13 protein-coding genes are annotated in these 12,907 nt (G+C 29.4%); 10 read left to right on the top strand and 3 right to left on the bottom strand.

The annotated features are described in order from the left end of the window. Nucleotides 1-42 precede the first annotated feature (42 nt). Entirely contained in the window at nucleotides 43-945 is a 903-nt protein-coding gene (locus D7029_RS00300) for an ATP-grasp fold amidoligase family protein (protein WP_194951576.1), read from the top strand. On the opposite strand, the gene D7029_RS00295 is transcribed toward D7029_RS00300, so the two are convergent. Beyond that, on the bottom strand, nucleotides 942-1,931 hold the full coding sequence (locus tag D7029_RS00295) for a glycosyltransferase family 2 protein (protein WP_194951575.1): 990 nt from the start codon (nucleotides 1,929-1,931) through the stop codon (nucleotides 942-944). The genes D7029_RS00300 and D7029_RS00295 overlap by 4 nt on opposite strands. Before the next feature lie 605 nt (nucleotides 1,932-2,536). Here D7029_RS00295 and D7029_RS00290 point away from each other — a divergent pair. The 9 genes from D7029_RS00290 to D7029_RS00250 are packed head-to-tail and all read left to right on the top strand — an operon-like array spanning nucleotide 2,537 to nucleotide 11,307. Next, nucleotides 2,537-3,709 (top strand): hypothetical protein, encoded by a 1,173-nt coding sequence (locus D7029_RS00290; protein ID WP_194951574.1) that lies wholly within the window; start codon nucleotides 2,537-2,539, stop codon nucleotides 3,707-3,709. Then, a complete protein-coding gene (locus D7029_RS00285) occupies nucleotides 3,702-4,838 on the top strand; it encodes a glycosyltransferase family 4 protein (protein ID WP_194952564.1) in 1,137 nt (378 codons plus the stop codon). The genes D7029_RS00290 and D7029_RS00285 overlap by 8 nt, the downstream gene beginning before the upstream one ends. Nucleotides 4,839-4,846: 8 nt before the next feature. Then, nucleotides 4,847-6,013: a nucleotide sugar dehydrogenase gene (locus tag D7029_RS00280; protein WP_194951573.1), complete on the top strand. Its 1,167-nt coding sequence runs from the start codon at nucleotides 4,847-4,849 to the stop codon at nucleotides 6,011-6,013. 25 nt (nucleotides 6,014-6,038) lie between these two features. Further along, nucleotides 6,039-7,049, top strand: a complete 1,011-nt coding sequence (locus D7029_RS00275) for an NAD-dependent epimerase (RefSeq protein ID WP_194951572.1) — start codon at nucleotides 6,039-6,041, stop codon at nucleotides 7,047-7,049. A 3-nt stretch (nucleotides 7,050-7,052) separates the two neighbouring features. Further along, nucleotides 7,053-7,553 carry a tRNA (uridine(34)/cytosine(34)/5-carboxymethylaminomethyluridine(34)-2'-O)-methyltransferase TrmL gene (gene trmL / locus D7029_RS00270; RefSeq protein ID WP_194951571.1) on the top strand — a complete coding sequence of 167 codons (501 nt, stop codon included), beginning with the start codon at nucleotides 7,053-7,055 and terminating at the stop codon, nucleotides 7,551-7,553. Between the two features lie 5 nt (nucleotides 7,554-7,558). Further along, nucleotides 7,559-8,023, top strand: a complete 465-nt coding sequence (locus D7029_RS00265; protein ID WP_201161569.1) for an acyltransferase — start codon at nucleotides 7,559-7,561, stop codon at nucleotides 8,021-8,023. Between the two features lie 7 nt (nucleotides 8,024-8,030). Further along, a complete protein-coding gene (locus D7029_RS00260; RefSeq protein WP_194951569.1) occupies nucleotides 8,031-9,257 on the top strand; it encodes an oligosaccharide flippase family protein in 1,227 nt (408 codons plus the stop codon). After that, a complete protein-coding gene (locus tag D7029_RS00255) occupies nucleotides 9,254-10,351 on the top strand; it encodes a glycosyltransferase (RefSeq protein ID WP_194951568.1) in 1,098 nt (365 codons plus the stop codon). Before D7029_RS00260 ends, D7029_RS00255 begins: the two co-directional genes overlap by 4 nt. 5 nt (nucleotides 10,352-10,356) lie before the next feature. After that, complete coding sequence (locus D7029_RS00250; RefSeq protein WP_194951567.1) at nucleotides 10,357-11,307, top strand: glycosyltransferase; 951 nt, start codon at nucleotides 10,357-10,359, stop codon at nucleotides 11,305-11,307. 157 nt (nucleotides 11,308-11,464) lie between these two features. Here the strand turns inward: D7029_RS00250 and D7029_RS00245 are convergent, their stop codons facing one another. Both D7029_RS00245 and cysE read right to left on the bottom strand, forming a co-directional pair. Continuing rightward, nucleotides 11,465-12,022 (bottom strand): serine acetyltransferase, encoded by a 558-nt coding sequence (locus D7029_RS00245; RefSeq protein ID WP_194951566.1) that lies wholly within the window; start codon nucleotides 12,020-12,022, stop codon nucleotides 11,465-11,467. Continuing rightward, on the bottom strand, nucleotides 12,022-12,843 hold the full coding sequence (gene cysE, locus D7029_RS00240) for a serine O-acetyltransferase (protein WP_088494105.1): 822 nt from the start codon (nucleotides 12,841-12,843) through the stop codon (nucleotides 12,022-12,024). Before cysE ends, D7029_RS00245 begins: the two co-directional genes overlap by 1 nt. Nucleotides 12,844-12,907: the final 64 nt, after the last annotated feature.

Here is a 12,907-nt window from a genome sequence, read left to right as displayed (position 1 = left end):
CCTTAAAATACGATTTTTGCTAAATTATATTTTATTACCTTTATGAACAAATACCTGAAAATTTTAAGAAATAAATTACGTTATAAATATTGTGATACTTTTCCAGAATTAGTAACTAAATCAATATATAAAGAACGAATGAGGAAAACTTTAAATTTAGATTTTCCACAAACATTTAATGAGAAATTACAGTACCTAAAGTTAAATTTATATAAAAATAACCCATTAGTTACAAAATGTGCAGATAAATACGCTGCTCGAGAATATGTTAAAGATTGTGGTTGCGAAGAAATACTTAATGAAATCCATCAAGTATGGGATCAACCTGACGATATTAACTTCTCTGAGTTGCCTAATAAATTTGTACTAAAATGCAATCATGGTGCAGGTTATAATATCATTTGCAGAGATAAAGATAAGATATCCCCAGATAACATTAGGCAAACATTAACAACTTGGCTAAATGAAGACTATTGGCGATTAGCTGTTGAATTTGTTTATAAGGATATCTCTAAAAAAATAATTTGTGAAAAATTCATAGAAACAAAAAATAATGAACTTCCATATGATTACAAATTATTCTGTTTTCATGGTGAACCTTTGTTTGTCATGATCTGCACTGAAAGGGAATCACAACACCCTAAATTCTATTTTGTTAACAAAGAATGGGAATTATTACCTTATGGCATTGATTATAAAAATAGTGAAGTATCTACTGTTTTAGATAAACCACAAAACTATCAAAAACTCTTTGAATATGCTGAAAAATTATCCAAACCATTTCCTTTTGTTAGGGTCGATCTATATTTAAATAGTGGAGTGATCCATTTTGGTGAACTTACCTTTATTCCATCGGCAGGGATGGATAAAGAATTAAATAACGAAGAAACTAAAAACGTTGATCTAATATTTGGAAACTACCTAAAACTAAGGGTTACCCCTTAGTTTAGAGCCTTAATCATTCTTCTATTCATTAAGTAAATAAGCCTTGCTTTGACTTTCATATAAGGATAAAAAAGGCTTTTTTTCTCACAACGCCGAAATAGTGATACTTTTTTTCGCACAATAGCAACTTCAAGGTTTTTGTAAAAATAAGGTCGGAGTTCTTTATTTTTAGTTTTAATCTTATCCAAAACTGCATTACATTTTTTTATATTATCTAAACTTAGATTTTCAGTTGAAAAGTTCAAGTTATATAATACATCCTCATCCACCTCAATATTAAACATATCTAATGCATTAATTTGTGCTTTTATAGCAAATGAGGTTTGTATACTAAAATAGTTCTTTCTATTTCTATCTGGATGAATTCTATATTTTAATAACGCTTCTTCTAGATTGGAAAAAATATTTTCCTGATTTAGCTTTAATAAATTTATCCATAACCCATAATCTTGAGCATATTTATAATCTTCTGGATACATAATTTTATTTTTTTTAATAAAATCAGATCTAAACATGACTGTTGGATGATAAAAATTAGTTCCAAAAATTAATCCAGCGGCTATTGCATTATGCTTTATTGGAAGAATCATGAATTTTTTGTCGTATTCATAGATTTCCATTGATGTACCACAGACCATAATATTTTTATGGTTTTCCATGAACTCAAACTGCTTTTGAAGGCGAGTTGGATATGAGTAATCATCAGCATCCATTCGAGCAATATAGTCACCAGAAGCAAGTAAAAAACCTCTATTCAAAGATTTAGCTAACCCGATATTAGATACATTAGTATACACTTTTACTCGACTATCTTTTTCTTCATATCCTTTTAAAATATCAATAGATAAATCAGTAGAACCATCATTAATGATGATAAATTCAAAATCTTTAAAAGTCTGATTTAAAATAGAATCTATAGCTTCATTCAAATGTATTGAATCATTATATACTGACATCAACACGCTGATTTTATAGGTATTTTTCATTTTACACTTAAAGTTTCTTACTCTTATAAACGATTACTATAAAGGAAGGAATGAGATTAGTGAATACCGCCGTGATTGGAATTCTGAAGAAGTTCTTACAGTGGCCTGAGAATAACACAATAGAGTAAATAATAACCGATATCATGGATCACGAACAAAAATTTAACCATTGGAAACAAACATAAAGTACGTACAATCCAATAGAGTAATTAAACTGTTGTATCAAAACATACTGCCATCTATTGAAGAATAGGTGGCATATTCTTTTTGTTAACGTTTGTTGATGTAATTCAGAATGATCTGGCTGAATCGACCGTTATTCCAGTATTTATATATCTTCAATCAATGCTAAAATACCCAGCTATTACTTGACCGTCTGGTTCGAAGAGTCTACTCTCAGTGCGGTTTTTCGCATACTGTTAAAGTATGCTTATATAATAAAACTCTTATTTTACAAAAAGATAAGAGCTTTTCGAGATAAACTTTGGCGCTCTGGGGGCCGTAAACCCAGTGCGGTAGCTTTGTTATAATAGCAATATAATATTCTTTATAGTTATAAAATTAGTTATCAATTTATATTACATTATGAGAAATATATCTACATTATGGAAAAAACACAGAAAAAGAATAGCATTTTTATATTTCTTATTATCCTATCTTTAATTTATTTCCCTAAAATAGGAGTATTGGATTTTACTGTTTTTTTATTAGCTCCACTTTCATTATATTTATTTATTACAAAAAAAATAAATATAAAAAAAGAAATAATATTCGCTACTATAATTCTATTATTGATTCAATCATATGTTATTATAACAAGCACAGTAAATGGAGTATTTACATCCAATGTAGTTCTGATTCCAATTAGAAATATAATCATCATATTTTCATTATATATAACCATATTGCATTACAAATTAAATTTTGATAAATTTATTAAAATAATATTATATATACTCCTTATTAATACTATTTTAATATTTATCCAATTCATTCTTCACCTTAATTTTGGAATTATTGATTATTTATATAATCCTCAATTTCCTTTAGAAATGATAAATACTGTTAGAAAACCTGGGTATTTTACGGGATATCCCGTTGCTGGTTTTATTTCCAATATGGGAGCAATATTTTCAATCTATATATATAGAAACAATAAAAAATTCATATATATATATATATATATATTATTTTTTATTACATCATTAATTACTGCCAGAACAGCGCTTCTATTCAATATTTTAATACTTCCATTTGTTATCTTATCTTTAAATAAAAGACATTTTTTCTATCTAATAATTATATTTATAATATCAACTTCCTTATTTATCATTTATAGTAATAATTACACGATAGCTATATTTAACAAATTTAAAGTTGTATTTGAATTTCTAATAGAACAAAAAGGTGATCATAGTACTAATGATTTAATAAAAAACCATTATAAACTGCCTAATGATTTACTAACTTTTTCTTTTGGAAATGCCTTAGACCCTCAAGAATTCTCAGATGTAGGATATGTTCAAGCGATATTTAAAGGTGGAATGACTCTATTTTCAATTACTTTATTTTTTTATTTTTATTTATTTACATCAATATTTAAAAATATATCAAAGAATAAGAAAAATATGTTTTTTATTCTTTCAATAACATCATGTTTTATTTTTTATAACTTTAAAGGGCCTTATTTACTATCAAGAACTGTAGGTGATTTTATTATAATAATTTTTACTTCCTTACTTGTATACAAAGCGTCAAAAAATGAAAATCATGAATAATAAAAAAACTATTAGAACGATCGCAATAACATCAAACACTAGCTGGTATTTATATAACTTTAGAAAAAATACCATTATTTCATTAATTAACACTGGTTTTGATGTGTATACAATATCACCATTTGATGATTACTCAGAAAAATTAGTTAATTTAGGTGCAAAACATATCAATATAAAAATTGATTCAGCTAGTAAGAATCCTTTTATTGACCTCTATACATTAATTTCTTTCTATAAAATATGTAATCAATTTAAATTTGATGTAATACTTAATTTTACACCTAAAAATAATATTTATGGAACTTTAGCTGCAAAGTTAAATAAAATAAAAGTCATAAATAATATTGCAGGATTAGGAACTCTTTTTATAAATGATAATATCAGTTCTAAGCTTGCACGCAATCTATATCGTTATAGCCAAAAATACGCTAACAAAATATTTTTCCAAAATAATGACGACTTAACTCTATTTTTGGAAAGAAATTATGTGAAGAAATCACAAATAGATAGACTACCAGGTTCTGGTGTGGACTTATCGCGTTTTACTCTTTCATTATCTGAAAATAAAGAGAAATTAAGATTTATTTTAATTGCAAGAATGTTATATGAGAAAGGGATTACTTTTTATATTGATGCAGCTCGTATCTTGAAAAAAAAGTATGACAACAAGGTTGAATTTTGTCTTTTAGGTTTCGTTGGTGTTAATAACCCATCAGCTATTACTCATGAGCAAATGAATAACTGGGTTTCTGAAGGTATTATTAATTATTTAGGTACCTCGGATACTGTGGAGCAAGAAATAGCTAAAGCTGACTGTATAGTATTACCTTCTTTTTATCGAGAAGGTGTACCAAAAACATTGTTAGAAGCAGGCGCAATGGGGAAACCAATAATTACTACTGATAATGTTGGTTGTCGAGAAACTGTTACTCATGGATTTAACGGATACTTATGCCAACCTAAATCAGTATCAAGTTTAGTTGATGCAATAGATACCTTTATTAAGTTACCCTATGAAAATAAATTAAAAATGGGTGAAAATAGTAGAAAAAAAATTGAAACTGAATTTGATGAAAAAATTGTTATTAATAAATATCTAGATGCTTTAAAAGAAATTTTTCAAGATTAGGATAAAAAATGAAAATCACAATCTCAGGAACCGGCTATGTCGGTCTATCTAATGGGGTACTTCTTTCCCAAAACAACACAGTTGTTGCGTTAGATATCAATAAAGAAAAAGTTGAATTACTTAACAAAAAAATCTCTCCAATTACAGATAAAGAAATCGAAGAGTTTTTAGCAACCAAAAAGCTCGATTTTACTGCAACCTTAGATAAAGAATTCGCTTATAAAGATGCTGATTTCGTTATCATTGCAACACCTACCGATTACGATCCTAAAACAAACTATTTTAACACCTCATCAGTAGAGTCTGTTATTCGTGATGTTTTAGAATATAATCCAAATACGACAATGATTATTAAATCAACCATTCCTGTTGGTTTTACCAAAGAAATGAGAGAGAAATATAATACAGATAATATTATTTTCTCTCCTGAATTCTTACGTGAAGGTCGAGCACTTTACGATAATCTTTACCCATCTCGTATTGTTATTGGTGAACAATCAGAAAGAGCACAAAAATTTGCTGACCTACTACAGCAAGGTGCACTGAAAAAAGATATTGATGTTCTGTTCACTGACTCCACAGAAGCAGAAGCCATTAAATTATTTGCTAATACTTATTTAGCACTGCGTGTTGCTTACTTTAATGAGTTAGATAGCTATGCTCAAGCTTATGGCTTAAATGCAAAACAAATCATTGAAGGCGTCTGTTTAGATCCTCGTATCGGCAACCATTATAATAATCCATCGTTTGGTTATGGTGGTTACTGTCTACCAAAAGACACCAAACAACTGTTAGCAAACTACGACTCTGTTCCTAATAATATTATTAGTGCCATCGTTGAAGCTAACCGCACTCGTAAAGATTTTATTGCCGACTCAATTATCGCTAGAACACCAAAAATTGTAGGTGTTTACCGTTTAATTATGAAGTCTGGTTCTGATAATTTCCGCTCTTCTTCTATCCAAGGCATTATGAAACGTATTAAGGCCAAAGGTATTGAAGTGGTGATTTATGAGCCTGAAATGCAAGAAGAAACCTTCTTTAATTCAAAATTAGTTCGTGATTTAAATGAATTTAAATCAATCTCTGATGTTATTATTACCAATAGAATGTCATCAGTGCTAAACGACGTTGAAGAAAAAGTTTATACTCGAGACCTATTTGGTAACGATTAATTAATAAATACGGGTTAATTACGTAATGAAATATTTAGTCACTGGCGCTGCAGGATTTATTGGTTTTCATCTAATAAAAAAACTAATCCAACAAGGTGAAACTGTTGTTGGTATAGATAATCTCAATGATTATTATGATGTCTCCTTAAAAGAATCTAGGCTTAACATTCTGAATAAACTACACAATTTCTCATTTTCTCTTATTGATTTAGCAGATAGAGAGAAAATGGCTCATCTATTTGCAACTGAGAAATTTGATAAAGTTATTCATTTAGCTGCACAAGCTGGGGTTAGATATTCACTAATTAACCCATTTTCTTACGCTGATAGCAATTTAACTGGCTTTCTGACAATCTTAGAAGGTTGTCGTCACAATAATATTAAGCATCTTGTTTATGCTTCTTCTAGTTCTGTTTATGGCTTAAATGATGAATTGCCATTTTCACCTCATGATCAAGCTAATCACCCTGTTTCTTTATATGCGGCAACGAAAAAAGCTAATGAATTAATGGCTCATAGCTATTCTCATTTATATGGTATACCAACAACTGGATTACGCTTTTTTACCGTTTATGGTCCTTGGGGTCGTCCTGATATGGCATTATTTAAATTTACTAAAGCCATTATCAACAATGAGCCAATTGATATTTATAATAATGGCCAAATGAAACGTGACTTTACTTATGTTGAAGATATCGTGGAAGGTGTTGCTCGTATTGCAAATGTAATACCGACGCCACAACAAGATTGGAAAGTAAGTATAGGAACTCCGGCTAACAGTTCTGCACCTTATAAGGTTTATAATATTGGTAATGGTTCTCCAGTTAATTTAATGGATTACATTAGTGCATTAGAAACTCACTTAGGAAAAACTGCAGATAAAAACATGTTACCAATGCAACCTGGTGATGTTTACACCACATGGGCAGATACTGAGGATTTATTTAAAGCAACTGGCTATAAACCTCAAACAAGTGTAGATGAAGGTGTAAAACAGTTCGTTGATTGGTATAAAAGCTATTATCAAGTTAAATAAACCATGCTCAATATCGTCTTATTTGAACCCGAAATTCCACCCAATACGGGTAATATTATCCGCCTGTGTGCTAACACAGGCTTTCATCTTCATCTAATCCAGCCATTGGGTTTTACTTGGGATGATAAACGTCTACGTCGTGCAGGGCTTGATTATCGTGAGTTTGCTGATATTAAACAGCATCACGATTACTATGCTTTTTTAGAAAGTGAAGGTTTAAACCCTGATAATGCACAATCACCAACGGGTGCACGTGTATTTGCGTTAACGACAAAAGGTACACCAGCACATAGCAATGTGAGCTATCAAGATGGAGATTATCTCCTTTTTGGACCTGAAACTCGTGGTTTACCGCCTTATGTATTAGACAATATGCCAACACAGCAGAAAATCAGAGTTCCAATGCTTGCTGATAGCCGTAGTATGAACCTATCGAATACTGTGGCTGTTGTAGTTTTTGAAGCATGGCGTCAACTAGGCTACCCAGGTGCATTATTGAAATAATTTTTATGAAAACATTTTTCCTAAAAAAACTAAGTTCTCTTATAGTAAAAATTTATGTCTTCATTTTTTACAATGAATTAATTTACAACAAAAATGTTATATATTTTGGTTTTTTTACTATTAAAAATATAAAGAAATTATCTATCAAAGGGAGAATAAATATTAATGATCATGTATATATTAATGCCAAAGGGGGTATTACTCTCGGCAATAAAGTGACACTCTCAGCTGGCTCAAAATTAATTTCAACGGGATTGTTGATTAATGATAATGGAATTACTACTGAACATATAGATAAAGAAATTATAATTTCAGATAATGTACAAATAGGTGCTGGTGCCATCATACTCGCTGGTGTATCTATATGTGAAAATGTTATTGTAGGGGCTGGCTCTATTGTAACTCGCAATATTGAAAAACCTGGTGTTTATGTAGGAGCCCCAGCTAAATGCATAAGACTATTTAAATAATTTAAGAATGATTATTAAAAATGTTTTTTATCTACAATTCATTAAAGCAATCGAATTACTAATTCCCTTAATTGCGATTCCTATAGTTATAAAGTATCTTGGTATATCTAACTATGGCATTATAGCTTTGCTTCAAGCTATTTCAGCGTATATAATTCTTATTGGCGAATGGGGATATAATGCTAATGCAACAAGGGAATTCTCATCTGAAATTTCCATCTTTGAAAAAACATTGTTATATATAGAAATACAAAAAATAAAGATTCTATTCTGTATATTAATATTTATTTTTTTGATCTTATTGAAATTCATTATTGAACTGACTTACTTACAAATGCTCATATTATTTGTATGGTTTTCCACTTCAATACTTCAATGTAAATGGTATTTTCAAGCCACATATAAATTAATAAATTTAGTCGTTATATCTTTATTTTCTAAAATAATATATATTATTTATGTTTTTCTATTTGTTAATTATGATACAAACATAGAAGAATACCTTCTTTTTTTAATACTACCTAATATAATTTTATTTATATACTCTAATTGTTATATTATAAAGAGACTACCTATAAATAAAATAAAAAACAAAAAATACTTTAATCTATCAACAAAAAGTAAGTTCTTATTGAAAGAAGGTTGGCATCTCACATCAATGAGGCTGATTACGGGCGCTATAAATCCCGTAGCACTAATTATAGCAAAATCAATATATGGTATTGAGTTTGTTGGTTTTATTGGTGTAGCACAACGTATTGTATCAGCCTCAGTATCTATATTAACACCAGTCATCGATGTTACTTTTCCCAAAATGAATTATTTTTATTTAAATAATAAAAATAATTTTTATAAATTTATAAATGTTATCTTATTATTTTTCATATTTGTTCAAATTTTAGGCATGTTAACCTATGCAATATTAGACCAATATATTTTTCATATATTAAACATTAAATACTCTGAAGAACTATCACTGATACTATCCTTTTATTTACTAATTATATTTTTTAGCTTAGCAAACTCTTTTTTAGTACATATGTTAGTTATAATGAAAAGATCAAAGTATATAAGCCCATTTTCTTTACTAAGTGGGATATTAACAATATCATTTATGTTATCAATTGAAAACTTCAATCATTCTCAATACAACTTTGTTTTTTCTATTTTATTAGGTCAACTATTCTTATTTATCTCAATATTATATTTAAAAGGTAAAAATAATATTTCATGAAAAATATTTTAATTTTATCAAACTCTCTTTCTAATGGTGGTGGTGAGAGAATAGCTTGTAACTTAGCCAATGGACTAAAAGAAAATAATTATAAAGTATATTTCTATATAATAGAAAACAATATCAGCTATGCTTTACATGAAGATATAATATTAATAAAAAACCCTATAAACATTAAAGCCCCTTTTATTGGAAAAATAATAAATAATTTCTCAGCAGCTATTCATTTATTTTTTATCCTTAGAAAAGAAAAAATAAATACAATTATTAGTCACTTGTTTAGAGCAAACTATATTAATATATTCCTATCACTATTTAAAAAACATAAAAGTATAGTTGTTACACATGGCTCAATTTTAAAATATTCTAATAAAAGTTTAAAATCAAAAATAAATGTATTTATAATAAAGAATATATTTAAACACGCCACTAAAAAAGTATTTCTTACTCAGAGAATGTTAAATGATTATTTACCTATTGTCGGTGAAAAAAACAACTTTGTTATCCCCAATTGTTATAATTTAGATAATATTCTTGAATTATCTAGAGTAATTGTAGATGACAATCCATTTTCTTCTGGTGAATACTTCATATTTGTAGGAAGATTTCACCCTGTTAAAAATATTTCTTTCTTATTAGACACATTTAAAAAAACCAATTACAAATTATTATTAATTGGAGATGGAGCTCTGTATGAAGATTATAAAGAAAAATATAAGAGTAAAAACATAAAGTTCCTAGGAAATAAAGAAAACCCTTACCCTTATATAAAACATGCAAAATATACAGTACTTACATCTATATCAGAAGGTTTTCCAAATGTATTAATTGAATCTCTCTATCTTGGTGTACCTGTTATTAGTTCAGATTGTAGAACTGGCCCAAGAGAGATATTAAAAATAGATAATGAAATTATATCAGGAAGTATTACATCTAATCAATTTGGTATATTGTTTAACATAAATGATGAAAAAGGATTTATATTATCATTACAGGAAACAAATACTAAGGTAATAGAACCTAATTATTTAACAAAAGAAACAAAGCAATATAATATAAATCACATTGTCAAAAAGTATATTGAGTTAATTTAGAAAATATGAAAACCGATAAAATATCTGTATTACTTTCCATATATAATGAGATAGATGAATGGATTATACTATCTATTAATTCAATAATCACTCAAAATACATATAGTAAATTTGAAATTCAATTAGTTATTGTTATCGATAACCCTAATAAATGTGAACATTATAAAAATATAATTAATAATCTAGAAATAAAAAACATTGAAATAATAATTGTAGAAAATAGCATAAATCTTGGGTTAGCAAGTTCACTAAACAAAGCATTTGAACATAGCGATGGTAATTTTATTGCTCGGCTAGATGCTGATGATATTGCCGATCCAGAACGCTTAAATGTACAACTAAGATATTATAAATCTAATTCTTTTGCATTAATTGGTACAGGCATAAATAGAATTGATGAACATGGTAAATTTATATCTACCTCCTGTTTGTCAAATGATTTTTTAAAACTAAAAAGTACCTTAGGTTATAAGTCTGTTTGTTATCACCCCACATGGTTCATGTCGAGAGATATTTTTGAAAAAATGCAAGGATATCGAAATTACCCCAATTCACAAGATTTTGATTTTATTTCGAGGCTTATTGCTAAAAATTATACAATTTCAAATATTGAAAAACCATTAGTAATGTATAGAATAAATACGCAATCTTTATCTTTTAAAAATTCGTTAAGACAAAGAAAATGCCAATATCACATAATAAAAATGAATAAAATTAGAAAAAAATATGGTATAGATAATTACAATGAACAAAGAATGTTAGATTATATAAAGGTGAATAAAATCATAAATGAATTACATTTTAAAAGTCAACTATTACTAGTAAAAGCACTTAGGATGAATAATGTAAATCCTAGTAAATACCTACTTTTATTATGTTCAACATTTCTTTCTCCATACCAAACAAAACATATTTTAAGAATGAGTTATTTTAAAATAAAAAATTATTTTATATAAATATTTATTAGTTTTTTATAACTACTGTTGTAGTTTTTGAAGCATGGCGTCAACTTGGTTATCCTGGTGCATTACTAAGAGACTGAAATGTAAAAAGCGCTGATCATAAATAATGACTAGCGCTTTTTTAATTTCAAACAACTAAAAATCTAACTTATTACTCTGATGGTTGTCTGATTTCAGCAACGACTTTGGTGATATACCTGCACCCTTCTCCCACATCCTTTAATACCAATGCGTGAGCACCAATCACTGCATTATCACCTATCTCTATCTCACCACCAATAATCGATGAGTTACAACCAATATAAACGTGGTTGCCAACTCGAATATCTGCTTTACCATCCTTCTCTTTTACTCCGATGGTCACACCTTGCATTAACGTCACATTCTCACCTAACTGGCAGTAATTAGTCAGTACGATCCCTATGGGATGAGGTAATGAAAGTCCTTTACCTATGCGAGTTCTTAGTGAAATATCGTTGCAATACTTACGATTATTTTTAGCACCAATACGAATGCCAAGTTTTTTGAGAAAACGGTTTTCAGAGAAATAAAAAAATTGGGCGACACGCCACCAAAATAGATAACGTGAACGTTGGCAGAAAAAAACGCGATGAAAAAGTCTTATCCAACTAAAAGGCTTGTTATCACCGATATATTCAGCGTGTAAACAAGCCTTAAGTTCAGAAAGTGTAACTTCAGTTAAAACCATTAAATACCATCACCACACTCAAAACCAGGCACCACACCATTAAAGTGTTGATCCATATCGAGTGAAGGCTTATCACTAGTGGGTTTACCAACAATACGAGCAGGAACTCCCGCAACAGTGGTATGTGCAGGTACTTCATGTAATACCACAGAGCCAGCACCAATTTTGGCACCGCGACCAATCTCAATATTGCCGAGTATTTTAGCACCTGCGCCAATCATTACACCTTCGCGCACTTTAGGGTGACGATCGCCACAGGTTTTACCTGTACCCCCTAAAGTGACGGATTGTAGAATAGAAACGTCATTCTCAACAATAGCGGTTTCACCAATCACAATACCTGTTGCGTGATCAAGCATAATGCCATGACCAATGCGAGCGGCTGGATGAATATCAACCCCAAAAGTCACAGAAATCTGGTTTTGTAGGTAAATAGCGAGAGCTTTACGATCTTGCCCCCATAGCCAATGCGCTATGCGATAAGCTTGTAAGGCATGAAAACCTTTTAGATAAAGCAGAGGTGTGGAGTACTTATCAACAGCGGGATCGCGTAAACGAACGGCTGAAATATCATAAGCGGCTGATTCAATCATAGAATTATCACTACGATATGCTTCTTCAACAATCTCACGAACAGCAATCGCAGGCATAGTTTGAGTCGCCAGCTTGTTCGCCAGCATATAGCTTAAGGCACTACCTAAATTTTCATGCTTGAGTAATGTCGCATGGAAGAAACTCGCCAAAATTGGCTCGCAATCTGCCAAACATCTTGCTTCATCTTTAATATGATCCCAGACTCTTTTTAGTTCTTCTAGCGACATACTCACTCTCATTCTTTTTACATTGAAGCCTAAGTAAAAACTTAGGCTTCTTATGTTTAAAACA

Source organism: Proteus vulgaris (genome assembly GCF_016647575.1).
Classification (GTDB): domain Bacteria; phylum Pseudomonadota; class Gammaproteobacteria; order Enterobacterales; family Enterobacteriaceae; genus Proteus; species Proteus mirabilis_B.
Note: the sequence above shows the minus strand (reverse complement) of the source record. Positions and strands in the feature narration are given on the sequence as shown.